At 58.6% G+C, this 25,879-nt stretch carries 26 protein-coding genes; 14 read left to right on the top strand and 12 right to left on the bottom strand.

Annotation, left to right across the window (positions count from 1 at the left end; genetic code table 11):
* Positions 1–57: 57 nt before the first annotated feature.
* A complete protein-coding gene (locus PMI11_RS31700) occupies positions 58–813 on the bottom strand; it encodes an SDR family oxidoreductase (protein WP_007825677.1) in 756 nt (251 codons plus the stop codon).
* Positions 810–1,184: a hypothetical protein gene (locus tag PMI11_RS31695; RefSeq protein ID WP_007825675.1), complete on the bottom strand. Its 375-nt coding sequence runs from the start codon at positions 1,182–1,184 to the stop codon at positions 810–812. The genes PMI11_RS31700 and PMI11_RS31695 overlap by 4 nt, the downstream gene beginning before the upstream one ends.
* 546 nt (positions 1,185–1,730) lie before the next feature.
* On the opposite strand from PMI11_RS31695, the gene PMI11_RS31690 reads away from it, so the two are divergent.
* The gene (locus tag PMI11_RS31690; protein WP_007825674.1) at positions 1,731–2,369 is read left to right on the top strand and encodes a response regulator transcription factor; all 639 of its coding nucleotides are present in this window, start codon (positions 1,731–1,733) and stop codon (positions 2,367–2,369) included.
* Between the two features lie 423 nt (positions 2,370–2,792).
* A complete protein-coding gene (locus tag PMI11_RS31685) occupies positions 2,793–3,554 on the top strand; it encodes an SDR family oxidoreductase (RefSeq protein WP_007825672.1) in 762 nt (253 codons plus the stop codon).
* Positions 3,555–3,711: 157 nt separating this feature from the next.
* On the opposite strand, the gene PMI11_RS31680 is transcribed toward PMI11_RS31685, so the two are convergent.
* Positions 3,712–4,548 carry an alpha/beta fold hydrolase gene (locus tag PMI11_RS31680; protein ID WP_037072574.1) on the bottom strand — a complete coding sequence of 279 codons (837 nt, stop codon included), beginning with the start codon at positions 4,546–4,548 and terminating at the stop codon, positions 3,712–3,714.
* Positions 4,549–5,052: 504 nt separating this feature from the next.
* Here PMI11_RS31680 and PMI11_RS31675 point away from each other — a divergent pair.
* On the top strand, positions 5,053–5,778 hold the full coding sequence (locus PMI11_RS31675; RefSeq protein WP_007825668.1) for a winged helix-turn-helix domain-containing protein: 726 nt from the start codon (positions 5,053–5,055) through the stop codon (positions 5,776–5,778).
* Between the two features lie 21 nt (positions 5,779–5,799).
* On the opposite strand, the gene PMI11_RS31670 is transcribed toward PMI11_RS31675, so the two are convergent.
* From PMI11_RS31670 to PMI11_RS38300, 3 genes are all read right to left on the bottom strand, one after another.
* Entirely contained in the window at positions 5,800–6,981 is a 1,182-nt protein-coding gene (locus PMI11_RS31670; RefSeq protein ID WP_007825666.1) for an adenylate/guanylate cyclase domain-containing protein, read from the bottom strand.
* Positions 6,982–7,123: 142 nt separating this feature from the next.
* Positions 7,124–7,495: a response regulator transcription factor gene (locus PMI11_RS31665; RefSeq protein ID WP_007825664.1), complete on the bottom strand. Its 372-nt coding sequence runs from the start codon at positions 7,493–7,495 to the stop codon at positions 7,124–7,126.
* A 581-nt stretch (positions 7,496–8,076) separates the two neighbouring features.
* Positions 8,077–8,481 carry a hypothetical protein gene (locus tag PMI11_RS38300; RefSeq protein WP_244430734.1) on the bottom strand — a complete coding sequence of 135 codons (405 nt, stop codon included), beginning with the start codon at positions 8,479–8,481 and terminating at the stop codon, positions 8,077–8,079.
* 9 nt (positions 8,482–8,490) lie between these two features.
* Between PMI11_RS38300 and PMI11_RS31660 the strand changes: the two genes are divergently transcribed.
* From PMI11_RS31660 to PMI11_RS31650, 3 genes are all read left to right on the top strand, one after another.
* Positions 8,491–9,777, top strand: a complete 1,287-nt coding sequence (locus PMI11_RS31660; protein WP_244430732.1) for a cyclic nucleotide-binding domain-containing protein — start codon at positions 8,491–8,493, stop codon at positions 9,775–9,777.
* A 68-nt stretch (positions 9,778–9,845) separates the two neighbouring features.
* Positions 9,846–10,742, top strand: a complete 897-nt coding sequence (locus PMI11_RS31655; protein ID WP_007825660.1) for a LysR family transcriptional regulator — start codon at positions 9,846–9,848, stop codon at positions 10,740–10,742.
* A gap of 214 nt (positions 10,743–10,956) precedes the next feature.
* Positions 10,957–11,436: a carboxymuconolactone decarboxylase family protein gene (locus PMI11_RS31650; protein WP_007825658.1), complete on the top strand. Its 480-nt coding sequence runs from the start codon at positions 10,957–10,959 to the stop codon at positions 11,434–11,436.
* A gap of 109 nt (positions 11,437–11,545) precedes the next feature.
* Here PMI11_RS31650 and PMI11_RS38295 read toward each other — a convergent pair whose 3' ends face one another.
* Together PMI11_RS38295 and PMI11_RS31640 are read right to left on the bottom strand one after the other, a co-directional pair.
* The gene (locus PMI11_RS38295) at positions 11,546–11,848 is read right to left on the bottom strand and encodes a hypothetical protein (protein ID WP_037096958.1); all 303 of its coding nucleotides are present in this window, start codon (positions 11,846–11,848) and stop codon (positions 11,546–11,548) included.
* A gap of 128 nt (positions 11,849–11,976) precedes the next feature.
* On the bottom strand, positions 11,977–12,891 hold the full coding sequence (locus PMI11_RS31640; protein WP_037072564.1) for a hydrogen peroxide-inducible genes activator: 915 nt from the start codon (positions 12,889–12,891) through the stop codon (positions 11,977–11,979).
* A 191-nt stretch (positions 12,892–13,082) separates the two neighbouring features.
* Here PMI11_RS31640 and katG point away from each other — a divergent pair, with 191 nt between their 5' ends.
* A complete protein-coding gene (gene katG, locus PMI11_RS31635) occupies positions 13,083–15,266 on the top strand; it encodes a catalase/peroxidase HPI (protein ID WP_007825653.1) in 2,184 nt (727 codons plus the stop codon).
* A gap of 375 nt (positions 15,267–15,641) precedes the next feature.
* The gene (locus PMI11_RS31630; RefSeq protein WP_007825651.1) at positions 15,642–17,447 is read left to right on the top strand and encodes a diguanylate cyclase; all 1,806 of its coding nucleotides are present in this window, start codon (positions 15,642–15,644) and stop codon (positions 17,445–17,447) included.
* A 25-nt stretch (positions 17,448–17,472) separates the two neighbouring features.
* On the opposite strand, the gene PMI11_RS31625 is transcribed toward PMI11_RS31630, so the two are convergent.
* The 4 genes from PMI11_RS31625 to PMI11_RS31610 form a co-directional block, all read right to left on the bottom strand.
* Complete coding sequence (locus PMI11_RS31625; protein ID WP_007825650.1) at positions 17,473–17,673, bottom strand: hypothetical protein; 201 nt, start codon at positions 17,671–17,673, stop codon at positions 17,473–17,475.
* A 141-nt stretch (positions 17,674–17,814) separates the two neighbouring features.
* Entirely contained in the window at positions 17,815–18,834 is a 1,020-nt protein-coding gene (locus PMI11_RS31620; protein WP_007825648.1) for a quaternary amine ABC transporter ATP-binding protein, read from the bottom strand.
* A complete protein-coding gene (locus PMI11_RS31615; protein ID WP_007825646.1) occupies positions 18,827–19,714 on the bottom strand; it encodes an ABC transporter permease in 888 nt (295 codons plus the stop codon). Before PMI11_RS31615 ends, PMI11_RS31620 begins: the two co-directional genes overlap by 8 nt.
* Positions 19,715–19,819: 105 nt before the next feature.
* Complete coding sequence (locus PMI11_RS31610) at positions 19,820–20,818, bottom strand: ABC transporter substrate-binding protein (protein ID WP_007825644.1); 999 nt, start codon at positions 20,816–20,818, stop codon at positions 19,820–19,822.
* A 490-nt stretch (positions 20,819–21,308) separates the two neighbouring features.
* On the opposite strand from PMI11_RS31610, the gene PMI11_RS31605 reads away from it, so the two are divergent.
* From PMI11_RS31605 to PMI11_RS31580, 6 genes are all read left to right on the top strand, one after another.
* On the top strand, positions 21,309–22,097 hold the full coding sequence (locus PMI11_RS31605; RefSeq protein WP_007825639.1) for a GntR family transcriptional regulator: 789 nt from the start codon (positions 21,309–21,311) through the stop codon (positions 22,095–22,097).
* Positions 22,087–22,923 (top strand): 5-dehydro-4-deoxy-D-glucuronate isomerase, encoded by an 837-nt coding sequence (gene kduI, locus PMI11_RS31600; RefSeq protein ID WP_007825633.1) that lies wholly within the window; start codon positions 22,087–22,089, stop codon positions 22,921–22,923. The genes PMI11_RS31605 and kduI overlap by 11 nt, the downstream gene beginning before the upstream one ends.
* Before the next feature lie 5 nt (positions 22,924–22,928).
* Complete coding sequence (gene kduD, locus PMI11_RS31595) at positions 22,929–23,684, top strand: 2-dehydro-3-deoxy-D-gluconate 5-dehydrogenase KduD (RefSeq protein ID WP_007825630.1); 756 nt, start codon at positions 22,929–22,931, stop codon at positions 23,682–23,684.
* An 87-nt stretch (positions 23,685–23,771) separates the two neighbouring features.
* Positions 23,772–24,455, top strand: a complete 684-nt coding sequence (locus PMI11_RS31590; RefSeq protein ID WP_007825628.1) for an amino acid ABC transporter permease — start codon at positions 23,772–23,774, stop codon at positions 24,453–24,455.
* An 8-nt stretch (positions 24,456–24,463) separates the two neighbouring features.
* Positions 24,464–25,117, top strand: a complete 654-nt coding sequence (locus tag PMI11_RS31585; RefSeq protein WP_007825626.1) for an amino acid ABC transporter permease — start codon at positions 24,464–24,466, stop codon at positions 25,115–25,117.
* Entirely contained in the window at positions 25,101–25,829 is a 729-nt protein-coding gene (locus PMI11_RS31580; protein WP_007825624.1) for an amino acid ABC transporter ATP-binding protein, read from the top strand. Before PMI11_RS31585 ends, PMI11_RS31580 begins: the two co-directional genes overlap by 17 nt.
* Positions 25,830–25,879 lie beyond the last annotated feature (50 nt).

The following is a 25,879-nucleotide window of genomic DNA, read 5'->3' as shown; positions in this document are numbered from 1 at the left end:
GAGGCGCTTCTGCGTCTCCTTTTGTTTTCAGCCGCAACATATGCAGAAACATTGTCGCTAAGCGGCTATCATCGATCGGGAAAGCCAGTCGTGGAATGTCACGGTTCCGACAAGAGCATCAGCTCCGGGAAGGAGCGTGGTTTTCGCAAGCTCCACACCGAAGAATGGTGCTTCGGGATCGATCGCAATCGAGCGCGGATCTTCGCTCGCCGTCAGAATCTCTCGCGCCAACTGGTCCAGCTGGACGGGTTCAGGGCCGGCGATTTCAACGATGTCATTGCGGGGTGCATCGACGATGATCCTGGATATCAAAGTTGACGCTTCATCCGCCGCAATCGGTCTCACCAGGGAGGGCGACAGCCGGAAGCCATTACCGTCGGCTGCCAAATCGATGATGCCGTTGAAGAATTCGAAGAATTGGGCGGACCTGATTATGGTATAGGGCAGCCCTGAGGCCCTTATAAGATTTTCCTGCACCATCTTTGCGCGGAAGTAGTCGTTTTCCACCAGTCTGTCGGTCGCGACGACGGACAGGGCAAGGTAGTGCCTGACGCCGGCATCCTTCGCTGCTGCCAGCAGGTTCTTTCCTGCCTGCTTGAAGAAGCCGAGCGCGTTTGAATCGCCGAATGAGCCGGAATTGGTGACATCGATCACCACCTCCGCATCGGCAAGCGCCGCCGGCAGCCCTTCGCCGGTATAGGCATCGACGCCGGTGCTGGTCGACACTCCACTGACGGTTTGACCCCCTCGTTCCAGTTCGCGAACGATCTTGGATCCCATCATCCCGCTCGCACCAACAACCGCAATTTTCATCTCACGCCTCCGAGGAGATTGTCTTTAATGCCGAAAGGATAGCTGTTTCCGAGGACGGATCGATAAAACGAAGTTTTGGGTTGACCCGAAGCAGGGGCAGCGTGCGTTCGCTCACACCTCCTGTCCCAGGGGTTATGCCCGTGGGAGTTCTCAAGCTCGACGACCCGGATTTCGTTGGCGCGCGCAATCGCTGCGTCAAGCGGCTCGCGCTCTTTCCTCAGGAAGCGAAGCCAGTCCTCAATGGCCTCAAACCGCGTCGGAAAACCGCCGGACACCGCCTCGCCCTTGGCAAATTTCTCCAGCGTAAAATCCCAGTTCGCTTCACGAACGATCGCATATTCCGCGCCATCGTTCTGCTCGACAGGTTTCATGTCCGCCAGGGGCTTCTTCCTCGATATCTGCTCGGGTGAAAAGGCTGGACTTTCAGCAGGATAGGGTCAACGCAAACCAAGGTTTGGCAAACCAATGTTAGGGATGCCAGGCGCTGCATCGGCCAGTATCTGAGCATCCGTGGGCCGTGTTAACCGGGCACGATGGAGATGATGAACGCAGGGCTTTTTCCGGTTTCTTCCTGCGGCCAACGAAGTGGCAGTCGAGCGTCCAACCCATCCGGCTTACGTCGTCGAGCAGGCAGGACCGGCAGCAGACGCTGCCGGTCCTGTTCAGTTTTGACGACCATGGAGACCGCGGAACGGGTGGTTGGGCGATGGTAAACCAAGGTGTACCGTCCGCCGGCGCGTATCCTATGGTATCGATTGGCGTCTCATTGAGCAGGCAGGCACCATCCAGGTCGGCGCCAAGGTTTTTCTTGATCTAGCTGCTGGCATGGTTTGGTGACCGAGTGCCGACAAAGGGTAGAACAGAGGGATACAGGCGTGTGCAAGGCCGGGATCTCTCAGATACCAAGAGGTAATTCGATGCAAAACGCTCAGGTAAAGACGGACAAGAGCGCCGAGCCGGTCGTTTACGTCATCGACGATGATGCGGAGATGCGCAGCGCCCTCGTGGATCTCTTCACGGTCACGAACAAGCGCGCATCGGCCTTTCCAAACGGCCTCGAATTTCTCAAATGGGCCGATGTAAACGCACCCGGCTGCATCGTCGTCGACATGCGAATGCCAGGCGGCTCGGGTCTGGACCTTCAAAGCCAGCTTCTGGCACTCGGCAGCAAGCTGCCGCTCATATTCCTGACAGCCCACGCGGATGTTCCAACGAGCGTCAGGGCAATGAAGGCAGGCGCTACCGATTTCATCACAAAACCCTTCATCAACCAGGTTCTCCTCGACGCTGTCGATCACGCCATCAGGATAGATGATGAACGTCGCAAGTCGAACGAAGAATTGAAACGCGTCCAAGCGCTTGCCGATAGCCTGACACCGAGGGAGCAGGAGGTCATGCATGCGGTGGCGAGCGGGCTGATGAACAAGCAGGTCGCCTATCAGCTCGGTATCAGCGAAATGACGGTCAAGCTTCACCGTATGAGCCTCATGCGCAAGATGCAGTGCCGCTCCCTGGCGGATCTGGTGCGCAAGGTCGAGCAGCTTCAGCGGGGCTGAAGCCGCGCTCGAAGCAATCGGCCATTCGAGTGAAAGCTCGATCCTTTGGGAATCCCGGAAAGGCCGCATCGCGCCGCCTGCTTGGCTAGGTATTTCCTGCTGAATTTCCGGTCAATCGCATGGGCTGCTGGCAGATCCCCAACGTATGTTTGGGTATGCGTCAGGCCACAATCGCTTAGGTTTAGATCCAGGTCGCCGATCCAAGGCAGCCATTTATCCCACAAGAATCCAGGACCGAGGCGATGACGCAACCTATTCATTCTACGGAGAAATCGCCTGAGCTTCTCAAGGTGGTCATGGGTTTTGTGGCTGCTGACACAGCGCCCGGTCCGGACAAAGCTGGTCTGAACTAACAACCGCCCCGCCTCGCTTGCGCGACGGAGCGTTCTTTCAACTCTTTGATACAGCAAAAAGGAGCAGATTATGAAAATCGTCGTTATCGGCGGAACCGGGTTGATCGGTTCGAAGCTCGTCAAGCGCCTCCAGGCCAAGGGCCACGAGACTATTGCCGCCTCTCCCGCATCCGGCGTCAATACGATTACCGGCGAGGGGCTTGCGGATGTTCTGAAGGGAGCGCAGGTCGTGGTCGACCTCTCCAACTCTCCGTCTTTCGAAGACAAGGCAGTAATGGAATTTTTCCAGACTGCGGGTCGCAACATCGCGTCCGCTGAAGCGGCTGCCGGTGTGAAGCACCATGTCGCTCTGTCCGTTGTCGGCACGGAGCGCCTTCCGGAGAGCGGATACATGCGCGCTAAGCTTGCCCAGGAAAAGATCATCAAGGAATCTGGGATTCCTTATTCCCTGGTTCACTCGACGCAGTTTTTCGAATTCATGTTCGGTATCGCTCAATCCGGCGTGCAGGGAGACAAGGTTCACCTTTCGCCAGCCATGATGCAGCCGATCTTCTCGGACGACGTTGCTGACGCACTCGTCGATGTCGTTCTCGGCAATCCGCTGAACGCCACCATCGAAATTGCCGGTCCGGAACCGATCAAGATTGCCGATGCCGTCACCCGTTATATGCGGCAGATCGGCGACAAGCGTGAGGTCATCGCCGATGATCAGACCCGCTATTTCGGCGCTTTGCTGAAGCAGGACTCCCTTATGCCCGGTAGCCAGGTGCGGATCGGAAGGACGCGCTACTCCGAGTGGGTCAAGACGGCTACGCCGCCTCCGGGTCACTGATCGGCCATCAAAATCCGCATAGAAATAGTCAAAGCCCCGAAAGGGGCTTTGATCGTTTTGGGTGAGTGCATTGCCGGTCGACTGTTTTCGGACGAGCAGAATTGAAGCTCATCGCCATGCAGTCTGAAAGGGGGCGCCTCGACGGCGCCCCAAATCATCAGGCCTTGAAGAAGCTCAGCAGATCCGCATTGACGACGTCGGCATGCGTCGTCGCCATGCCGTGCGGCAGGCCCTCGTAGATCTTCAGCGTGGCATTCTTCAGCAGTTTTGCGGAAAGCGGCGCGGAATCGGCAATCGGGACAATCTGGTCATCGTCGCCGTGCATAACGAGGGTCGGGACTTCGATCGACTTGAGGTCTTCGGTAAAGTCCGTTTCCGAAAATGCCTTGATGCCGTCGTAGTGAGCCTTGGCACCGCCGACCATGCCCTGACGCCACCAATTCTGGACAATTGCCTGCGAGACCTGGGCGCCCGGGCGATTGAAGCTGTAGAACGGGCCGCTGGCCAGGTCGATGTAGAACTGCGACCTGTTTGCCGCGAGCGCTGTGCGCAAGCCGTCAAATACTTCGATCGGCAGACCGCCCGGATTGGCCGGCGTCTTGACCATGATCGGTGGGACGGCGCCGATGAGGACGAGCTTGGCGACCCGACCCTTGCCGTGACGCGCGACATAATGGGTTGCCTCGCCGCCGCCGGTTGAATGGCCGACATGGATCGCATTGCGGAGGTCGAGATGCTGGACGACGGCTGCGGCGTCGGCGGCATAATGGTCCATGTCGTGACCGTCGCTGACTTGGCTGGAGCGGCCGTGACCACGGCGGTCATGCGCAATGACGCGATAACCCTTGCCGAGGAAGAAAAGCATCTGGTTATCCCAGTCGTCGGCGCTGAGGGGCCAGCCATGGTGGAAAACGATCGGCTGAGCGTCCTTCGGACCCCAGTCCTTGTAGAAGATCTGGACGCTGTCTTTCGTGGTGACGTATTCATTGCTCATGGCATGTTCTTCCTTCGATTTCTTCGGCTCATCGGCCATTGCTGGTGGGGAAAATTTGAATGTTGCGGCAGCGACTGCAAGTGTAATCGCTCCCGTCATCGTATCTCGGCGCGTTGGCCGAAAATGTTGCGGATCCATATAGTCTCCTTATTCCGAGATGCTTGATAGGCGTCGCGAAATGGTTGTTTTGGGAGGAATATTGCCGTCGATTCAGGCCTGATAACGCTATCCTTTATATGGCCTGTGAGTAGCTATACTTCCGTTTCATTCACTGCGGTCTGTACGCCTGAATATCAGGCTTGGGCGTGAAGGGGTTTGAAGGCGGCCTTTCAGGAACACGGTAAACCTGCAGATTTTCCGGTGAAACCTAAACGGACGTTTGATCGTCCGGAGGGCGCTCTTCGACTATGAACGGAGAGGGGCGCCATTAACGACAAACTCATCGCAAGCCATTGTTATATATGGCCGAGCTGTGCCCCGTCGCTTAGTCGGACGGAGAAGCCCATGCAGCATATCCTCGTTGTCGATGACGATCGCTCTGCGCGCAGTCTCATCAGTGATTTTCTCGTGCAGCAGGCGTTTCGCGTCACTGCCGTTAGCAGTGGTGATGAACTCCAGAGCGTGCTCTCGACGGATATGATCGATGCATTCGTCATCGATCTGAATCTCAAAGGAGAGGACGCCCTGGAGATCGTGCGGCAGTTGGCGACACTCTTGACGGCGCCCATCGTCATCACCAGTGCCGACCGCATCGAGGAAGCCGACAAGGTTCTGGGATTCGAACTTGGCGCAAGCGACTACATCACCAAGCCTTTCGGTCTGCGAGAATTCCTGGCACGACTAAAGGCGGCCATGCGGGTGAGGCCCGCGCCCGAGACCGGCAGGGAGCGTCGGACCTATATGTTTGGCGACTGGACGCTCTCCATGCGCCAGCGGACACTTACACGGCCGGAATTCGGCGAGACGAAGCTGACGGCCGCCGAATTCAATCTCCTGGTCGCATTCCTGAACGCGCCAGAACAGGTCCTGTCCCGCGAAAAGTTGCTTGCGGCGAGCCGCGTCCATTCGGAGGAGATATTCGATCGAAGCATCGATGCGCTGGTTCTTCGCCTGCGACGCAAGCTGGAAACGGAACCGTCAAACCCGAGACTCATCAGGACGGCACGCGGAACCGGCTATATTCTGGATTGCAGCGTGACGGTGGACGAGCGCCCGAGGCTCAAGAAATAAACGAGACTTCGCCATCGGATGTCAGAGCCCGGTCGGCGGAAGGCGGAGCGCATGAACCTCGACCGGCTGTTCGAAGCCTCTGAGGTTATAGGTACCCAGGCATTCCGTCTGATCCGCGCAGCCCGCGATCCGCACGAAGTCTGCTGATATCAGGACGGGGCGCTGCAGTTCTTTCGTCAGAGCTTCAAGACGGGAGGCAATGTTCACGGCGGGACCGATCACGGTAAAATCCAGTCTCTTTTTGGAGCCGATATTGCCATACATCACCTCTCCAAGATGAATGCCCGTGCCGTAGCGGACCTCGTGTCCGAGAGCCGTTCCCTGGAGCCCCTTGATCGCCTCTTGCGCCTCAAAGACGGCCCGCAGGAGATCGGTACAGGCGTCAGCCTGCTCAAGGGGAAAGATGGCCAGCAATCCATCCCCCATGAACTTGAGGATTTCGCCGCCATGCCTTTCGATCGGATCGGCGACAGCATCGAAATACTGGTTCAGGATGGAAATAACCTCGTCGCGTGGCCGACGATCGGAGAGCTTCGTGAAGCTTCTGAGATCGCAGATCATGATCGCTGCATTTATCGAAACGCCGCTTCCGCGTGTCGTTGCGCCGTCCAGAATCTGTTCCCCGGCGTGAGGGCCGACATAGGTTTGCAGCAGCGTCAGCGCCAGCTGGTTCTTGAGGCGAATTTCGCTGACCAGTGAAAACAGCGGAAGGATTTCCCGAAAGAACGCTATTTCCTCGTCCGTGAATCCGCCGAGCTCGCTCGTCGAAAACGTCGCGAGGTGTCTCTTGCCCTGGGTATGGTCAAGAGGCCAAGCGAGGTAATCGGTATGGCCTTCCTCCTTCAGTTCTTCGAAGACGGGAAATTGATGCGGTCCGTGGATCTGAAGCCGCTGCCGGATTTCCACACCGCTTTTGATGACGACACGAAACGGACTTCGGAGGAAGGCGTCGGTCGCCTCGACATCGTAGCCGATCGTCATGATATCCGCTTGCCCGTGATCCTTGATCCAGACCACGCGCGTTCCGAGCCACTGGGGATGATGAACCCGAAGATGGAGACTGGCGCGGCTGAGGGCGACGCCACAAGCAACAAGACGATCACAGAGTTGCAGAAATATGGGCTCGATCTGCAGCTCGTCTCTTACGCCTGATATCAGCCAGTTCACGAGGGAATGGCGGTTGGCGCTGTCAAGCTTATGCATTTTGCTCCTCGTTCATCACCAGCGCTCCTGCCGGGGCCGAAGCTCGAAGCCCTGATGTTGCCGTCGCGCAGATGGTGAGCATAGTGACGAACGGTTTCGCAGTCCCGAGCGAAATTGATTTGGATATATGGCGTGGCCGGGATCAACGCTTTGCAGCGGAGGCTGCGAATTCCATCAGGTCTTTGGAGCTCAGCGGTTTTTCCAGAAACGCAGCTGCGCCCGATGATCTTGCGGCTGCTTCCGTGCGGTTGTCGGCAAAAGAGGTCATTATGCAAACCGGCGGACCGCCATCCCGGACCACGGCTGAGAGCAGGTCAAGGCCGCTGGTTCCGGGCATTCTCACGTCCGCCAATATGCAATTCACGTGATGCATGTCGCCGGAATCGAGGAAGGCGTCCGCGGACGCGTAGGTCCGGCTTTCAATGCCAGTCGCTTCGAACAGATCCTTCAGCGATTCCAACAGAAACTGATCGTCGTCAATGATTGCGATCGGCGTTTTTTTCCCGGATTGCATAAGACCTCTGACAACATTGAGCCGGTTCATCCGGCATTTTGAGAATATTGGTACGCCTTATAAATCGCTGGCATCAGTGGAACACATGGTCTTTCAAGATGGTATGGATCTGCTCGCCAGGCCCCAGACATCGTTGATGCCAATGGAAGCTTTAGCGACTATCTGGTTCCCCATGAGGCTGCCCTCATCCTGCATCCTATGGTAATCGACATTGGTCGCCTTTCAACTAAACAGAAGTTTGTCTCCGACCCAGAAATTCGGTCCAGGCGGCTCGATCAAAGGTTCTCATGCTCTGACGCCGGAAGCGTAATTTGAAAATCCGCGACGATATCAGCCAGGTTTTCAACCGTGATAGTATCGACAAATATTGCTTGACCGATCCGTGGCGATGGCCCGATGGATTCGCACTTAAGGCTGTCGAACAATGGATGGCAGGCTTGGTGTCAAGCCCACTCTTGTTTTAGTGGTCAGGCAGGCTGGCGAGCGATTATGCTGCGCGTCGTGCACTTATTGCCAAAGGCCCGATCATGCTTCGCCTTTATAACAGTCAATTTTCCGGAAGCGCGTGGAAAATCCGTATTCTACTCAATCGGCTGAAATTGCTGCTCGAACTCAGAAGTCTCGATCTCGACGCGGGTGAAACCAAGACGCCGCCAGCCGGCTTTCCGGGAACCCGGTGTCGGGCATAGCCCGACAGGAGCGAGCTCAGAAGCTATCTCATTCCAACTGGCCGGTTGCTGCACTTCCAGACGACGGCTGGCGTGTTTCCCTGTAATTATTGTCGATGAGAAAACCGGATGCCGCAGGAAATCGTTTCGTTCGTCGTCGTGCTGAATGTCCTCGGCATAGCGGGCATCGTCGTATGGCATCTGCAGGGGCGTTCCCGGCCAAATGCGCGCCTGATTGTGCAGATCGCCTTCTTTGCCGCGATGACGATCGTCCTCCTGCTGGCAGGGATTGTTCCGTTTCGGTTTGACCCGCCGCATCTAGAAAGCATGAGCGCACTTTTTGTCTCTGCCAAGATCCTCTGGTGGGTGCATCTCTCCTGGGCGGTCATCGGCTTCCTGCGCATCTACATCGTGCTGGATGGTAGGCCGCGAGAAGCAAGACTCATTCAGGACCTCTTGATTGCGGTGGTTTATCTCGGTGTCGCCCTGTCGGTCATGGCTTTCGTCTTCGGGGTTCCGATCGGCACGTTGCTCGCGACGTCAGGCGTCATCGCCGTCATCCTTGGTCTTGCCTTGCAGAATACGTTGGGAGACGTGTTCTCCGGGATCGCTCTGACGCTTGGACGTCCCTATGTCATCGGCGATTGGATTTTGCTCAGCGACGGCACGGAAGGGCGGATCGTCGCCAGCAACTGGCGCTCGACGCATCTGCTGACGGCCGCTCATAATATCGTCGTCTTGCCGAACAGCGTGCTTGCCAAACTTGGGCTGACCAATATCAGCCAACCGGATGAAAACCACCTGATTACGCTACCAATACGGATTGTTCCGACACGCATGCCGCACATCATCCTCGGCGTCATGCAAACGGTGCTGGATAGCTGCAATTCCATCATCAAGGATCCGCCACCAGCCGTTTCACTTGTCGGCATCGATGCCAGTGCGGTTTATATCGAACTCTATTTTCAAGTGACCAGTCCGCTGCGGCGAGGCCTCGCGCGCAGTGAGGTCATCGACCTTGTATATCGTCACTGCAAGTCCAGCGGACTTCAGCTTGCGATGCCGCTCAGCAAGGTCATCACGTCAGACGAGTCCTCCGCACTGAATGCACTGGTCTCCAGCGCAGGCCCGGCGCAAAGTCTCATCGAAGCAATCCCCGTTTTCTCTGTGCTCACAGCCGACGAGATAATGACGCTTGCGGCATCTGCGGCCAAGCGCACCTTTGCTCCCGGTGACGAGATCGCGAAAGAAGGAGGCTCTCTTGCCAGCCTCATGATCATCCGGGCAGGCATCGTTTCGATGCGGCGGAACGGCAAAGAGACGGCGCGCCTGGCGCCTGGCGATTTTTTTGGCGAAGGGGGCTTTCTTGCCGGGATTGGCGAGAGCCATGCGCTTCAAGCGGTAACACGGGTGACCGTCTATGAAATCGGCAAGGAGGCTTTTGCACCGCTCCTATACGAGCGCTCCGAACTCGCAGAAGACCTTGCAGCAAATCTCGCCTATCGGGAGGCATTGAGCGAGAATATCGGCGATCACGCCATGCAGCATGACCGCAGGCGGTCCTATCTGCTGCAAGCCATCCGATCCGTATTCCGCAACCATGCACATGGGTGACCATTGTGGTGCCGCAGCCGATATCCGGGCGTTGCTGCCTATCTGCAGGTTAAATTCGTGGAGGCGAGATGGGCAATTTGCTGGGCGAAACCGCGGGGTTGGTAGCTTTTGCCCGAACCGTGGAGACGGGATCCTTCAGTGCTGCGGCGCGCAGCCTGCAGACAACACCCTCGGGCGTATCGAAAAGTGTTTCCCGGTTGGAGAGCCTGCTGGGGGTGAAGCTTTTTCGTCGTTCGACACGTATCCTGACGCTGACGCCTGACGGAGAAACTTTCTTCGGAAATATTGCGCCACTTCTCCGGCAGATCGAGGAATCTTCGGATGTCTTTCAGGCGGATCGCGGCGCGACCGGCCATTTGCGTGTAAGCCTGCCAAGCGAGCTTGCGAGGCTGCTCATGCCGCCCATCTTCACGCGTTTCCTGCCGCAGCATCCCGGCATTACGCTCGATCTCGGGACGACGGATCGCCACGTCGACCTGATCCGCGAAAACTACGACATCGTCTTTCGCGTCGGCAAGGTCGCGGGAAGCGACCTGATGATGCGAACGCTGGTGCATCTGGAAATGGCGCTGGTTGCATCTCCTGCCTTTGTCGAAACGCGGGGACGGGTGAGCTCGGTGGAGAGGCTGCGCGAAATTCCTTTCGCGCGATATGCGATCGACGGCCACCCATATCCCATTCACTTTGCCGATGGCGCGACGATGATACCGACGGGCCGGGTGGACCTCGACACGGCGACGGCGATCCGAATTGCGGCATTGAGTGGGGCAGGTGTTGCTTATCTGATGAAATGCATCGTTCAGGAGGAGCTGGATCGAGGAGAATTGATCCAGCTTCTGCCCGATCTCAAGCTGGAGACGATGCCGTTCCAGGCTGTCCACGCTTTCGGTCGAATGCCGACCTACCGGCTGCGCCTCTTTTCGGATTTCATCGAGACCGAAATACGAAAGCATGCATTGCGGTAAACAAGCTCGCGGGACCGCCGCAGATGCGGCAGTCCCGCTGGAAATCTCGGTCAGCCACCGCAACTGACAGGGCCGCCCCTATGTCGGGCTCATCCCCCAACCGATGGTTAGCTACCGCTTCTCGTCGTGCTTGCTACTCATTCTATGACCGCATGCAGGCGCTTGCCTTTGCGGTTGGCCCGCCAAATCAGCAATTTTGAAGGACGAGGATGATATGACGCAAAGACTGAATTACGCCCAACTTTCGCCGGAACTCGTAAAAAAGTTCACCGCCTTTACCATGGAGCTGAAAGAGAGCTCTATTGAGCAGACGATCAGGGATTTGGTCGAAATCCGCGCGTCCCAGATCAATGGCTGCAGCTTCTGCGTGGACATGCATTCCAAGGAAGCAAAGATCCACGGTGAGCGCGAACTCCGTCTCTATCATGTCGCCGCCTGGCGTGAATCAACGCTGTTCAGCCCGCGCGAACGTGCAGCGCTTGCCTGGACCGAAGCGGTCACCAAGCTCTCCGACACCGGCGTTCCGGACGAACTCTACGAGAAGGTCCGCGGCCAGCTTTCTGAGAAGGAAGTTTCCGACCTGACCTTCCAGGTCATGGCGATCAACGCATGGAACCGGATCAGTGTTGCCGTCAAGGCCGTGCCGGGTTCTGCAGACAAGCTTTACGGTCTGGACAAGGCCGGGCTGGTATAAAAATCGATCGATATCGCGGTCGCGTGGGAATGCGGCCGCTGCGGACTTGATCCCGTGTGACTGCTGCCGGCGTCTTTTCGTGGCAAAAGGCGAAAATATCAGCCGGTGATCAGATCATTGTACTCGGGGTGCCTTGCGGCATACCGCGCCATGAACTCGCATTGCGGGACGACCTTCTGGCCGTTTTCCTGATCAGCGCGAAGACGCCGTCAGCGAGCTTCGTTCCGATCCCGGCGCCGGAATATTCGCTTTTGCCCAACATGGGAGACTGCTTGGGTCTGCCGCTGACGCTGCCACATTTGCCGTCGATCCCAATCCGCAAAATATTGCCGCAGGTCGCTACATCGTCGATCCGGCCCATACCCGCGTCCTCTTCAATGTTCTCCATTTCGGCGTGGGCCGGTATTGCCACCGCGCCTCTCTGTTAACCTGATATCCACTAATCAACCTGCTTCGGTGGGGAAAGGATCAGGACGGCGGGAATGGTTACGATGGCGAGCAGCAAAACCGGTCGTGAAATCGGCGGATACAGGATTAGGCTCACTCTGCTGAGACCTGACGGCGCAGGCTTCCAGCCGAATGGCGGATGACTTCGGAAATCTGGAGCAGTTGCTTGGTCAAAGGCGTCGAATTGCGCCAGATGATTCCAATCGTTCGCAAGGGCTGGGGCGTGCGGAACCGGGAGATGGAGACATCTGCCGAACGCGTCTCAACCGGCACCGCCATTTCGGGGATCAGGGTTATACCAATGCCGGCGCTGACCATCTGCACCAGCGTCGAAAGAGAACTGCCTTCCATGATTTCCCGAGGGCGTGCCGATTGTATGCCGCAGAATGACAGGGCCTGATCGCGAAAGCAGTGCCCTTCCTCAAGCAGAAGCAGGCGCATTTCGCGCAGAGCCTCTGGTTCCGGCACCGGCTTGCCTTCATCTTCGCGCCGTCGGACCAACAGGAATTCTTCGTCGAACAATTTGATCTCGGTGAGCGACGGTTGCGATACCGGCAGTGCCACGACGGCCAGATCGAGTTCGCCTTGTGCCACTTCGTGAACCAGCCGTGTCGTCAGTGTCTCGCGCACCTGGATTTCAATGTTGTCGAAGGTTTTGTTCAGGTCGCTGATGATCGTTGGCAACAGATAGGGTGCAATGGTTGGGATTATCCCGATCCTAAGCCGCGTCAGCAGCCTGTCCTGTGATGCGCGCGCCAGATCCCCGAGCTCGTCAACCGCCCGAAGAATGTCGCGTACACGCAGCGAAAAGAGCTGTCCGAAGGAGGTCAGCCGTACCTCGCGCGCGCCGCGTTCGAAGAGATCTCCGCCGAGCTCTTCTTCCAGCTCTTTGATCTGCATGGATAAAGCGGGTTGCGAGATAGCGCAGGCATCAGCCGCATGCCGAAAGCGGCCGTGACGTGCCAGGGCTTCAAAATAACGAAGCTGTTTCAGTGTAACGTTGGTCATAAGGTGAACTTATCGCGCTCATCAGTAAATCCAACTTAAAATTATCATACGCTTCCGATAAAAAGAAATGAGAGGGAGGATGCGTGCCGACTCCGATCGAACCCGGGTGAGATGCAGGCACGCAATCAGGCCCAATAGTTTAACGGACAAGGCGGCTGTCGAATGGTCGCCTGGAGCAACAGGAGAAAACTATGGACCAGAAACCTGACAGCGCGGGTAAATGTCCCGTTGATCATTCGGGAGCAAGTCGCAGAGGCAATCGCGACTGGTGGCCGAACCAACTCGACCTGCAGATGCTTCACCATCATTCCGGCCTTTCGGATCCGCTGGGCAAGGATTTCGACTATGCGGAAGAGTTCAAGAAGCTCGATCTCGATGCAGTGAAGAAGGATCTTCATGCGTTGATGACGGATTCGCAGGATTGGTGGCCGGCGGACTTCGGTCACTACGGCGGTCTGTTCATCCGCATGGCCTGGCACAGCGCCGGCACCTACCGCATCACCGACGGCCGCGGGGGCGCCGGTCAGGGCCAGCAGCGTTTTGCACCGCTCAACAGCTGGCCTGACAACGTCAACCTCGACAAGGCTCGCCGCCTGCTCTGGCCGATCAAGCAGAAATACGGCAACAGCATTTCCTGGGCCGACCTGCTGATCCTCACCGGCAACGTCGCGCTCGAATCCATGGGTTTCAAGACCTTCGGCTTCGCCGGCGGCCGTGCCGACGTCTGGGAACCGGAAGAGCTCTACTGGGGTCCGGAAGGCACATGGTTGGGCGACGAGCGCTACAGCGGCGAACGCGAGCTGGCAGAACCTCTCGGCGCCGTGCAGATGGGCCTCATCTATGTCAACCCGGAAGGCCCGAACGGCACTCCCGATCCGCTCGCATCCGCTCGCGACATTCGCGAGACCTTCGCCCGCATGGCGATGAATGACGAAGAGACCGTGGCGCTGATCGCCGGCGGCCATACCTTCGGCAAGACCCATGGTGCTGGCGACCCCTCGTTTGTCGGCGTCGATCCTGAAGGCGGAGAGATCGAGGCGCAGGGGCTCGGCTGGACGAGCAAGTTCAACAGCGGTGTCGGCCGCGATGCCATCGGCAGCGGTCTGGAAGTTACCTGGACGACGACCCCGACCAGGTGGAGCAATAACTTCTTCTGGAACCTGTTCGGCTATGAATGGGAGCTGGAAAAGAGCCCGGGCGGTGCCCATCAGTGGGTCGCAAAGGGCGCTGGTGCCACCATTCCGGATGCGTTCGATTCTTCGAAGAAGCACCTGCCGCGAATGCTCACCTCCGACCTCGCACTGCGCGTCGATCCGGTCTACGAGGCGATCTCACGCCGCTTCCTCGAAAACCCGGATCAGTTCGCAGACGCCTTTGCTCGCGCCTGGTTCAAGCTCACCCATCGCGACATGGGCCCGAAGGTCCGCTATCTCGGTAAGGAAGTTCCGGCGGAAGACTTGATCTGGCAGGATGTCATCCCGGCCGTCGATCATCCCCTCATCGACGACAAGGACATTGCTGACCTCAAGGTCAAGGTCGGTGCCTCCGGCCTCACCGTCCAGGAAATCGTCTCGACCGCGTGGGCGTCGGCTTCGAGCTTCCGTGGCTCCGACAAGCGGGGCGGCGCCAATGGCGCACGCATCCGCCTTGCTCCGCAGAAGGACTGGGAGGTCAACGAGCCGGCGCAGCTCGCCAAGGTTCTCGGCACTCTCGAAGGCATCCAGAAGGACTTCAACGCGGCCCAGACCGGTGGCAAGAAGGTGTCTCTCGCCGACCTGATCGTGCTTGCCGGTGCAGCCGGTGTCGAAAAGGCTGCCAAGGCCGGCGGACAGGACATCGTCGTGCCGTTCACGCCGGGCCGTATGGACGCATCGCAGGAACAGACCGATGCCGCTTCCTTCGCAGCCCTGGAGCCGCGTGCCGACGCTTTCCGCAACTATGTTAACGACAAGCGTCTGCAGTTCCTGAAGGCGGAAGAAGCCCTCGTTGACCGCGCCCAGCTACTGACGCTGACCGCGCCTGAAATGACCGTTCTGATCGGCGGCCTGCGCGTGCTAACGGCTGGCAAGCCGGAGCACGGCGTCTTCACCACGCGTCCGGAAGTGCTGACGAACGACTTTTTCGTCAACTTGCTCGACATGGGCACCGTCTGGGCTCCGGTCGCCGGCAAGACCGGCGTTTATGAGGGCCGCGACCGCAAGACCGGTGCCTCCAAGTGGACCGGTACCCGCGTCGATCTGATCTTCGGTTCGCATTCGCAGCTGCGTGCGCTTGCGGAAGTCTACGGCCAGTCCGATGCCAAGGCGAAGTTCGTCAAGGACTTCGTTGCCGCGTGGAACAAGGTCATGAACGCGGATCGTTTCGATCTCGTCTGATTGAAAAACCGGTCTGGACGCGGCGTCTCCGCCGCGTCCAGACGTCAAATACAGGTGAACATCGCTGTTCGCTTGTTGCGCACTCAATGGTCCGTTGCAACTGGCCCAGCTAGGCTCATTACAATTACCTCTTGAAACAAATCCGGTAGAGGGCGGCCACAGGCCGGGTCAGTTACACAAAACTGATTGATTGAGACCCTTCGATATCGACCCGCACCGCGCTGCGAGTGCCAAGAGCCATGCCCGCCGCTACGCCATTCTGCAGCTATTGCTCGATGCAGATTCTCGCGCCTTTTCGCGAACCGTATACTGCAACAATATTATGTTAGGGGTTTCTTTAATTCCCCTTCAATCCGATTTCGCTATCATGGCCATATGAGAATAAGCACCATCACCAACTGGGCCTACGGTATAACCGTGATCCTCACGGCACTTTCGGCTGTTGCTTTCATCATGTCGTCGCGCAGCGCCGACGACGAGCGGCGTGCGGTTGAGGAACATCTCGCTCTCGATACGCTGACCGAACAGCTTGAGACGGGTGCGGAAGTCTCCAGCGATGAAGCAAGGCTCTACGTCATGCGCGGCGAACAGCGCCACCTCGATGCCTTCAAGGCGGACGAGGAGACCGAACGGCGGCGCGAAACGGCGGCCGAGCAGATTGCGGCAAGGGACATATCTGTTGTCGAGCGGAATATTCTCGAGGGCATGGACAAGCAGGCTGAGGCACTTGACGCGGTGGAAGCCGCCGCTGTCGATACTTTCCAGAGGGGGGACAGACAGGCAGCGCAGCAAACACTTTTCGGGGCGGAGCACGAGCGGTTGCAAACGGCTCTCATGGAGTCGGCCGGGCATCTGCGCGATATCACGGCGACACGCACTGGAGCGGCACTCGACGATGCACGTCGGCGCAGCGACCAATGGAGCCTTGTCGCCAAGATCATGCTGACGATGACCGGCCTGCTCTTCCTAGCGGTGCTCTACTTCATCCTGCGGCGCCGCGTGGCCATGCCTCTGGTGCGTATGACCGGCATCGTTACCCGACTCGCGAGGCAGGATTACGCGGTCGAGGTCCCTGACGACCACCGCCGCGATGAAATAGGCGAGATGAACGAGGCCATCCAGATCTTTCGCGAAAACGGGCTTGAGCGTGAACGCCTGGATGCGGAGCGGCGGGCTGACCAGCATACCAAGGACCTCATCCTGCAGATGATGCATCGCCTTCAGGCTTGTGAAAATCAACATGAGCTGGCCGATGTCGTTGCGCGCTTCGCGCCGCAGATCTTTCCAGGCATTGCCGGAAGTCTTTATATCCTCAACGAGGATAAGTCCGCTCTCGCGCAAGCCGGCACGTGGCTGGAGCCTGTCAACGCGCAGGCGGCCTTTCCGGCCAATGCCTGCTGGGCTCTGCGACGCGGCCGCCCGCATAGGAGCGGCACTGGTGACGGCGATGTGCCCTGTCAGCATGTCGAGGGGAGTGGTGTTGCGGCCTCCTGTTTCCCGTTGACGGCACAGGGTGATATGATCGGTCTCCTCTATCTCGAGGAGCGTCACGCGCAGACGCCAGTGCTGGACAATGTCCGCCTCTATCTGGAGCTGATCGCCGAGAATGTCGGGTTGGCGGTCGCCAATCTGCAGTTTCGTGAAAAGCTGACTGATCTTGCTATCCGCGACCCGTTGACCGCGCTCTTCAACCGCCGTTTCCTCGACGATATGCTGCATCGACGTGGGCGCGACAATGGCGAAGAGCAACTCGCCTGCCTGATGATCGACATCGATCACTTCAAGCGTTTCAACGACCAGTTCGGTCACGATGCCGGCGACATGGTCATGCAATATGTCGGGCAGGTCCTGCGCAGCGCTGTCGCCGATATCGGCAATGCATTCCGTTTTGGCGGGGAGGAGTTTACCATACTGCTGCCGGACTGTAGCGAAGAGCGTGGTTTCGAATTCGCCGAAAAATTGCGCGCGCAGATCGGCGGCGCGGCACTTTCATACTCAGGTCAGATCATTGGCGCAGTGACGGTATCAATCGGTGTGGCAGTGTCACCTGCAGAGGGCGCGGTCGATACTCTGGTCAGTCGCGCCGACGCGGCCCTTCTCGACGCCAAGGCCAAGGGCCGCAATAAAACTGTTCTTGCAAGCAATTTGAGCAGGCGACCGCCGGAAACGCTACGCGCCTGATATCAGCAAAGAGGGAGACTGCTGGTCAGTTGCCGGTGACGCCATGCGGCGCATGTTCGGCGATCTCGCGGGCCGCGCCATAATCGCGCTCGTGGGCGGAGCGGAAGCGATTTTCGGTGCGGCCAGTCAGATCACGATAATAGCGGTCGGTCATGCCATCAGCATAGGTGCCGGTATCGGCGTCGAATTCTTCAGTCGACGGCTTGATCGAGAAAAATTTGAACATCTTCGAGGTCCTCCACAGCGTGCTATCAACATCCGGACGTGTCGTTCGGTTCCTTCTCCAAGATGATTATAATGAAAAAATTAACCATGTTTAAACAAACGGCATGTGTTTGGCCGCATGCTGCCTGATTGCTTAAGATTTTCATGCCTGATGCAAAAGCAGCGCCAGCAACTGCTGCAGCGAAACGCCGCCCAGCGGCCGCCCCTCCTGTGACATGACAGCGGCAGAGGAGACGTTAGCGCGAGACATTTCGCGCAATGCTCCTTCGATATCCATATCTTCGGAAAACTGCAGCTGGCTTTCGACCGGGATTTGCTTCGCGACGGCACCAGTCTTGATGACCCGACCGCGATTGACCTCCTTGACGAAGGCGGCAATGTAATCATTGGCGGGATTGAGGACGATTTCAGCCGCCGAACCCTGCTGGATGACCTCACCGTCGCGAAGGATGGCGATTTTCTCTCCGAGCCGGAGAGCTTCATCGAGATCGTGGGTGATGAAAACCACCGTTTTCTTCAGATCCTTCTGCAGCTCGAGGAGGACGGTCTGCATGTCGACGCGGATCAGCGGATCGAGCGCCGAATAGGCCTCGTCCATCAGCAGGATTTCGGCATCATTGGTGAGTGCTCGCGCCAGGCCAACGCGCTGCTGCATACCGCCGGAGAGCTGGTTCGGATAGTGCCCATGAAAGCCCTCCAGGCCGACGCGCTTGATCCAGGTATTGGCCCGTTCCTCACGCTCCGCCTTGGCGACACCCTGGATTTCCAGACCGTAGACGGTGTTCTGCAGCACGTTGCGATGCGGCAGGAGTCCGAAACGCTGGAAGACCATGGCGGTCTTCCGGCGGCGGAATTCGCGAAGCTGCGACGCATCCATGCGGCAGACATCCTCGCCGCCACAGAGGACTTCGCCCGAAGTCGGGTCGATCAGCCGGTTGATGTGGCGGATCAGCGTCGATTTGCCGGAGCCGGAAAGACCCATGATGACGGTGATCTTGCCGCCGGGGATGGTGATGTTGATGTCTTTCAGCCCCAGCACATGACCATGCACTTTGTTGAGCTCGGTCTTCGACATGCCCTTGCTGACGGCTTCCACATAGTCGCGGCCGCGCGGGCCGAAGATCTTGAAGAGGCTTCGGATCTCGATCGAATTACTAGCCATGCACGATCTCCCGGTGCTTCTGGAGACGTAGGCCATAGGCTTGGCTGATCCGGTCGAAAATGATGGCAATGCCGACGATTGCGAGACCGTTGAAGACGCCGAGGGTGAAATACTGGTTGGAGATAGCCTTGAGAACCGGCTGGCCAAGCCCTTGAACGCCGATCATGGAGGCGATGACCACCATGGCGAGCGCCATCATGATTGTCTGGTTGATGCCGGCCATGATGGTCGGCAGCGCCAGCGGCAGCTGGACGTTGCGAAGCTTCTGCCAGCTCGACGAACCGAAGGCATCGGCTGCCTCCAGCACATTCTCGTCCACCATGCGGATGCCGAGATTGGTGAGGCGGATCATCGGCGGCAGGGCGTAGATGACGACGGCAATGACACCAGGCACGCGACCGATGCCGAGAAGCATGACGACGGGGATCAGGTAGACGAAGCTCGGCATGGTCTGCATGACATCGAGGATCGGATTGACGATCTTCTGCATCGTATTCGACCGTGCCATCAGGATGCCGAGCGGCAGGCCGATCACGATCGAGAGCACGGTACAGACGAAGATCATCGACACGGTCTTCATCGTATCCTGCCACATGTCGAAATAGCCGATGACGAGAAGCGTCAGAACGCAGCCGATAACGACCTTCCAGCTGCGGCTGGCAAACCAGGCAATGGCGGCAAAAACAATCAGAATGATCGGCCAGGGTGTGCCGGTCAGCAGCCGTTCGGCCCAGATAAGAAAACTCTGCAGCGGGCTGAAGGCTGCTTCGATGCTGTCGCCATAGGCGCGTGTGAAGGCACGAAATCCTTCATCGACGCTCTTCTTCAGCTCGCGCAGCACGTCGTCATTCATTGTCGGAAATTTCCAGAGCCAATCCATAGCCGTTCCCAAAATAGATAGCGGCGGCGGCCGATTGTTGTTTTGGCCGTCGCGCCGAAGGATTGTCTGGGCAGCGGCAAGGCTGCCCATGTCATGTCTGAGTGATTAGAGCGAAGCCTTGATCTTTTCGGCGGCTTCCGGCGAGACCCAGTCCTTCCAGAGGGGCTCATTATTCTTCAGGAAGTATTTGGCGCCGTCTTCTCCGGTTGCCTGATTGTCGGTCATCCAGGCGATCAGCTTGTTGACGGTATCATTGGTCCAGGCCCGCTTCTTCAGATAATCGATGGCAGGGCCGCCGCGATCTGCAAAACTCTTGCTGATCAGCGTCTTCACGTCATCGGCCGGCCAGGCATTCGGCTTGGGATCGGCACAATCGGCAATCGAGGTGCAACGCTTCCATTCGGCCGCGTCATATTCCGTGCCGTAGCCGAGCTTGACCATCTCATATTTGCCGAGCAAGGAGGTCGGTGCCCAATAATAGCCGACCCAGGGCTGCTTGCCTTCATAGGCCTTGGCGATCGAGCCATCTAGGCCTGCGGCCGAACCGGTGTCGACAAGCGTAAAGCCGGCTTTTTCAGCGCCATAGGCCTTGAAGAGTTGGGCGGTGACGACAGTGCCGCCCCAGCCCTGAGGGCCATTGAAGACCGCGCCCTTGCTCTTGTCTTCCGGTGCCGGGAAGAGTTCAGGATGCTTCAGAAGGTCGGGGATGGTCTTAACGTCGGGATGGGCGTCGGCGATGTATTTGGGGATCCACCAGCCCTGGATTGCGCCATCGGAGAGAATCTTGGCGCCTTCGACGACCTTGCCGCCTTCAAGGCCACGCTTCACCAGTTCCGGCTGAAGGCTGACCCAGGCTTCCGGAGCGATATCCGGCTCGCCTTTTTCTGCCATGGAGGTCAGGGTGGGGACGGTATCGCCAGTGACGATTTCGGCCGTGCAGCCGTACCCTTCCTCAAGGATGATCTTGTCGAGGCTTGCAGCCACTTCCGCGGACTGCCAGTTCATGCTCGCGATCGTGACATTGCCGCAATCGGCTGCAAAAACGCTGCCGCTCGCGAGCATCGTGCCGGCTGCAAAGATGGTGGATGCCAAAAGTACTTTCATTTTTTTGTTCCCTCTGGTCGCGGTGCATCCTTAACCCGGGCGCCGGCGGCACCGCGTGCGCCGACCCTTGCATTGAGCCTGCTTTAGGACCGCAACGGCCATTCTGGTTGCGCCAGAAAATGGCGTATTAAAGCCTTCTTTCAAGGCTGTCTCAAATACGGCGTCGCTGACGGAATGATGGCGTGGCGCAGTCGCGCCTCGGTTGCGCATTTCGTTCGAACAGTCCGTCGGCTAGGAGCTCGGACCACCATTCAATTGCGACAGATGGTTCGCCAAAATCGCTTCGAACAGATCGCGTCAACATTCTTGTCCGCTGTGCACTTGGCAGATTTCCCACCTCGGCTTCGTTTTCCACAACCGCAAAAACGGCTCATCGACGCGCTTGTCAGAAGTTGGATACTAATATATTACTTCTTCATGAGATCGAGTGGAGGCGGTCCTTGATGATTTCAAACACTCGATTGCTGATCTGCTTCTTGGAAGGAATGCGATGAATTCGCCCTCCGGAATCGTGCGCAAGAAGCGCTCCCTACAGGGGGTCACGGTGCTTTCGCATCAGCGGGCGGCTGCGCCGCGGGCAGCGACCCTCGTCTACAATGCGCTTCTCGACGACATCGTTTCGCTGCGTCGCAAGCCGATGGAGCTGCTGAACGAGAAGGAGCTGGAGGCGCAGTTCGGCGTCAGCCGGACGCCGATCCGTGAAGCTATCATCCGACTTGCTGATGACGGCCTCGTCGATGTCTTTCCGCAATCCGGCACTTTCGTCTCCCGCATTCCGCGCCGCGCGCTCTACGAAGCGATCCTCGTGCGCAAGGCGCTGGAGGACACGACGATTTCGATCGCGGTCGAGAAGATGACGCCGGCAGGCCTGCGTGCGCTGGAGCGCAATCTCGCTGATCTGGATGCCTGCCATCGCGAAGGCGATGTCGCGGCCTTCCACGTCATCGACAATGATTTCCACCAGCTCATCAGCAATATCGCCGGCTTTCCCGGCATCTGGGCGATCATCCAGCAGGTCAAGGTTCACAGCGACCGCTACCGCCTGCTGACGCTACCGCAGCAGGGCCGCCTGGCGCGCGTCATCGAGGAGCATGCCGCGGTCATCGATTGCATGCGAACCGGCGACAAGGATGGGGCGAAGGCCGCCATGGAGTTCCATCTCGGCAAGCTGCTGCACGAAGTCGAGAAAGCCGAGATGCTCGACCCAGCCTATTTCATTGAGGATGCCCCACAGATGGCGGCATCCGGAGGAGAGAAGGACAATTCCAATGCAGATTGACGTACGACACGCCTCCCACCCCGAAGCTATCAGGGGCTTCGATACGGAAACGCTACGGCGTCACTTCCTGGTCGAGACGGTTTTTGTGCCTGGCGAAATCAGGCTGACCTATTCGCATTACGACCGGATGGTCATTGGCGGCGCCGCACCGCTCGGCACGGCTCTCGTGCTCACGGCGCCGAAGGCGATCGGTCAGGACACGTTTCTGGCGGAGCGTGAGCTCGGCGTGCTGAATGTCGGCAATTCCGGCCGCGTGGTCGTCGATGGCACGACCTACACTCTGGCGAAATATGACTGCCTCTATGTCGGCAGGAGCGCCATCGATATCAGTTTCGAAAGTGCCGAGGCTGCCAATCCGGCAAAATTCTATCTGGTCTCGACGCCGGCCCACGCCAGCCACCCGACCGTGCTTCTGACGCGCGACAAGGCGCGACATCTGACGCCGGGCGAGGCGGCCACCGCCAACAAGCGTTCGATCTATCAGTATATCCATCCAGAGGTTTGCCAGTCCTGCCAGCTGACCATGGGCTTCACGAGCCTGGAGACAGGCAGCATCTGGAACACCATGCCGAGCCACACGCATGACCGGCGCATGGAGGCCTATCTCTATTTCGACCTCGATGCCGACCAGCGCGTCTTCCATTTCATGGGCGAGCCGCAGGAAACGCGTCACATGCTTGTCGCCAACGAACAGGCGATCATCTCGCCGCCCTGGTCGATCCATTCCGGCGCCGGCACCAAGAATTACAGCTTCATCTGGGCCATGGCCGGCGACAACAAGAGCTTCACCGACATGGATCATATCGCCATCGGCGATCTGAGGTGATGGCGATGCAGGCTCTTTTCAACCTTTCAGGAAAAACTGCCGTTGTTACTGGTGCCAATACCGGCATCGGGCAGGGTATCGCCGTCGCGCTGGCAGAGGCTGGTGCTTCGATCGTCGCCGTCGGCCGTTCGTCGATGGATGAGACCGAAGCTTTGGTCGCGGAGGCGGGTTCGAAGTTCCACGTCATCAAGGCCGACCTCGGTACGATCGAGCCGGTCAAGCCGATCGTTGCGGAGGCGCTGGAGCGCTTTGGAGCGCTCGATATCCTCGTCAACAATGCCGGCATCATCCGTCGTGCCGACGCGATCGACTTCACCGAGGAAGACTGGGACGCGGTGATGAACGTCAACCTGAAGACGGCCTTTTTCCTGTCTCAGGCTGCTGCCCGCCACATGCTCGAAAAGGGGCGCGGCAAGATCATCAACATCGCCTCGCTGCTCTCCTTTCAGGGCGGCATCCGTATCCCGTCCTACACGGCCTCGAAGAGCGGCCTTGCAGGTTTGACACGGCTGCTCGCCTGCGAATGGGCGGGCAAGGGCGTGAACGTCAATGCCATCGCCCCCGGCTATTTCGTGACCAACAACACGACGGCGCTGCGCGAGGATGCCGATCGCAATGCCGGCATCCTGGCCCGCATTCCGGCCGGTCGCTGGGGTGAGCCCGACGATATCGGTGGTGCCGCGGTCTTCCTGGCGTCAGCAGCATCCGACTATGTGCATGGCACGGTTCTGCCGGTCGATGGAGGCTGGCTGGCGCGCTGACGCGACAGCCGGGAGGAGACATGACGCCTTCCTTTGGGAACGCGAGGCTGCGTCGGTGGAGTTGGCGTGGCCGGAATGGAGGAGGATATGCAGTACCAGTTCGATTTTTCGGCCTTGCTGCCCTATTGGAGCGATTTCCTGTCGGGCGCGCTTGTCACGATCGAGATTACCGTCTTTTCGGTGATCATCGGTCTGGCGATCGGCGTTGCCTGCGCGATTGCCCGCCGCTCGACTATCGGGCCGCTGCGTGCCCTCGTCAGCATCTATGTCGAGACCGTGCGCAACACACCCTTCATCGTGCAGATCTTCTTCATCTTCTTCGGCCTGTCCTCCGTCGGCATCCGCCTGCCAATCATTGCGGCCGCCGTCTTTGCCATGGTCATCAATGTCGGCGCCTACACGGCCGAGATCGTGCGAGCCGGCATGGATTCCATCCATCCTAGCCAGATCGAGGCCGCTGAGGCGCTGGGCCTGTCGAAGCTGCAAATCTACCGGGATATCATTCTTCTGCCCGCAATCGAGCGTGTCTATCCCGCACTTTCCAGCCAGTTCATCCTGATGATGCTGTCGACCTCGATCGCATCACAGATCTCCGCCGAAGAGTTGACGGGGGTCGCCAACAATATCCAGTCGAATACGTTCCGATCGCTGGAAACCTATATGGTCGTTGCGGTCCTCTACATCGCCATCACCTATCTGATGCGGGCAGGCTTCTACGGCCTCGGTCTCATCGCCTTTCCGCGCCGCCGCCGGCTCGGTACGTCGCTCTAGAGGTCGCTATGCTCGGTGGGTTTTCCTTCAATCATCTAATCTACCTGCTGGACGGGCTTCTCTGGACAGTGGTGCTGTCAGCGCTTGCCTTCCTGCTCGGCGGCATTGCTGGCTTCTTCGTCATGCTGTGCCGCATCTCCCGCTTCCTTTGGGTAAGGCGGGCAGCCCTCATCTACATCCAGATCGTTCAGGGTACGCCGCTGCTGATCCAGATGTTTATCCTCTATTTCGGCCTCGGGGTGATCAATATCTCCGTGCCGCCGCTTGTAGCGGCCGGCCTCGGCATGATGATCTATTCGAGCTCCTATCTCGGCGAGATCTGGCGCGGCTCGGTCGAATCCATTTCACGCACGCAATTCGAGGCGGCCGAATGCCTCGGCTTGACACGCTGGCAGGCGCTGCGGGATGTGATCCTGCCGCAGGCGCTTCGGATCGCCACGCCGCCGACGGTCGGTTTCCTCGTCCAGCTCGTCAAGAACACCTCGCTCGCCTCGGTCGTCGGCTTCCTGGAGCTGACGCGTGCGGCGCAGGTCATCAACAACTCCCTGTTCCAGCCCTTCCTGGTCTTCGGTATCGCAGCGCTTCTCTATTTCGCTGTCTGCTATCCGCTGTCGGTCTGGAGCCGCTCTCTCGAGAGGAAGCTCAATGTCGGTCGCCGTTAAACTCACCAATGTGGTCAAGCGCTTCGGCGCGCTGGAAGTGCTGAAGGGCGTCTCCTTCGAGATCGATGCCGGCGAAGTGGTGGCTCTGATCGGCCAGTCCGGCTCCGGCAAGAGCACGGCGTTGCGCTGCATCAACCGGCTGGAGACGATCCAGGACGGCTCGATCGAGGTCTGCGGCCATCACGTCGAAGATCCGAAGCTCGATCTCAGGACATTACGTCGCGACATCGGCATGGTGTTCCAGAGCTACAATCTCTTCCCGCATATGACGGTCGCCGAAAACATCATGCTGGCGCTGCGCTGCGTGAAGGGCATGCGCAAGGACCAAGCCTTCGAGATCGCCAGGCAGGTGCTCGCCAAGGTCGGCCTCTCGGAAAAGATCGATGCCTATCCGGAGCAACTGTCCGGTGGCCAGCAGCAGCGCGTGGCAATCGCCCGCTCGCTCGCCATGCAGCCGAAGGTGATGCTGTTCGACGAGGTGACCTCGGCGCTCGACCCGAAGCTGACGGGCGAAGTGTTGCGCGTGATGGAAGATCTTGCCCGCGGCGGCATGACGATGATCGTCGTCACGCACGAAATGGGCTTTGCCAAGCGCGCCGCCAACCGCGTCATCTACATGCATACCGGCAAGGTCTGGGAGATGGGTGGCGCGGACATCCTGAGCAATCCGCAGACGCCGGAACTCAAGGAATTTATGGCCGCGGAACTTTAGACCTCGTCAGTGCGGTAGGAAATTGCCTGCCCCCGGATGAGCCGGCGCAG

Origin of the sequence: Rhizobium sp. CF142 (assembly GCF_000281145.1) — a bacterium.
Classification (GTDB): domain Bacteria; phylum Pseudomonadota; class Alphaproteobacteria; order Rhizobiales; family Rhizobiaceae; genus Rhizobium.
Note: the sequence above shows the minus strand (reverse complement) of the source record. Positions and strands in the feature narration are given on the sequence as shown.

Excerpts from the sequence above, each read along its gene's own strand:
- PMI11_RS31585 (WP_007825626.1), top strand. The coding sequence starts at position 24,464 with ATGCTCGGTGGGTTTTCCTTCAATCATCTAATCTACCTGCTGGACGGG.
- PMI11_RS31700 (WP_007825677.1), bottom strand. The coding sequence starts at position 813 with ATGAAAATTGCGGTTGTTGGTGCGAGCGGGATGATGGGATCCAAGATC.
- PMI11_RS31615 (WP_007825646.1), bottom strand. The coding sequence starts at position 19,714 with ATGGATTGGCTCTGGAAATTTCCGACAATGAATGACGACGTGCTGCGC.
- kduI (WP_007825633.1), top strand. The coding sequence starts at position 22,087 with ATGCAGATTGACGTACGACACGCCTCCCACCCCGAAGCTATCAGGGGC.
- PMI11_RS31650 (WP_007825658.1), top strand. The coding sequence starts at position 10,957 with ATGACGCAAAGACTGAATTACGCCCAACTTTCGCCGGAACTCGTAAAA.
- katG (WP_007825653.1), top strand. The coding sequence starts at position 13,083 with ATGGACCAGAAACCTGACAGCGCGGGTAAATGTCCCGTTGATCATTCG.
- kduD (WP_007825630.1), top strand. The coding sequence starts at position 22,929 with ATGCAGGCTCTTTTCAACCTTTCAGGAAAAACTGCCGTTGTTACTGGT.
- PMI11_RS31690 (WP_007825674.1), top strand. The coding sequence starts at position 1,731 with ATGCAAAACGCTCAGGTAAAGACGGACAAGAGCGCCGAGCCGGTCGTT.
- PMI11_RS31620 (WP_007825648.1), bottom strand. The coding sequence starts at position 18,834 with ATGGCTAGTAATTCGATCGAGATCCGAAGCCTCTTCAAGATCTTCGGC.
- PMI11_RS31625 (WP_007825650.1), bottom strand. The coding sequence starts at position 17,673 with ATGTTCAAATTTTTCTCGATCAAGCCGTCGACTGAAGAATTCGACGCC.
- PMI11_RS31680 (WP_037072574.1), bottom strand. The coding sequence starts at position 4,548 with ATGAGCAATGAATACGTCACCACGAAAGACAGCGTCCAGATCTTCTAC.
- PMI11_RS31665 (WP_007825664.1), bottom strand. The coding sequence starts at position 7,495 with ATGCAATCCGGGAAAAAAACGCCGATCGCAATCATTGACGACGATCAG.
- PMI11_RS38300 (WP_244430734.1), bottom strand. The coding sequence starts at position 8,481 with ATGCGGCGGGTCAAACCGAAACGGAACAATCCCTGCCAGCAGGAGGAC.
- PMI11_RS31590 (WP_007825628.1), top strand. The coding sequence starts at position 23,772 with ATGCAGTACCAGTTCGATTTTTCGGCCTTGCTGCCCTATTGGAGCGAT.
- PMI11_RS31630 (WP_007825651.1), top strand. The coding sequence starts at position 15,642 with ATGAGAATAAGCACCATCACCAACTGGGCCTACGGTATAACCGTGATC.
- PMI11_RS31675 (WP_007825668.1), top strand. The coding sequence starts at position 5,053 with ATGCAGCATATCCTCGTTGTCGATGACGATCGCTCTGCGCGCAGTCTC.
- PMI11_RS31610 (WP_007825644.1), bottom strand. The coding sequence starts at position 20,818 with ATGAAAGTACTTTTGGCATCCACCATCTTTGCAGCCGGCACGATGCTC.
- PMI11_RS31580 (WP_007825624.1), top strand. The coding sequence starts at position 25,101 with ATGTCGGTCGCCGTTAAACTCACCAATGTGGTCAAGCGCTTCGGCGCG.
- PMI11_RS31670 (WP_007825666.1), bottom strand. The coding sequence starts at position 6,981 with ATGCATAAGCTTGACAGCGCCAACCGCCATTCCCTCGTGAACTGGCTG.
- PMI11_RS31640 (WP_037072564.1), bottom strand. The coding sequence starts at position 12,891 with ATGACCAACGTTACACTGAAACAGCTTCGTTATTTTGAAGCCCTGGCA.
- PMI11_RS31685 (WP_007825672.1), top strand. The coding sequence starts at position 2,793 with ATGAAAATCGTCGTTATCGGCGGAACCGGGTTGATCGGTTCGAAGCTC.
- PMI11_RS31695 (WP_007825675.1), bottom strand. The coding sequence starts at position 1,184 with ATGAAACCTGTCGAGCAGAACGATGGCGCGGAATATGCGATCGTTCGT.
- PMI11_RS31605 (WP_007825639.1), top strand. The coding sequence starts at position 21,309 with ATGAATTCGCCCTCCGGAATCGTGCGCAAGAAGCGCTCCCTACAGGGG.
- PMI11_RS31660 (WP_244430732.1), top strand. The coding sequence starts at position 8,491 with ATGAGCGCACTTTTTGTCTCTGCCAAGATCCTCTGGTGGGTGCATCTC.
- PMI11_RS31655 (WP_007825660.1), top strand. The coding sequence starts at position 9,846 with ATGGGCAATTTGCTGGGCGAAACCGCGGGGTTGGTAGCTTTTGCCCGA.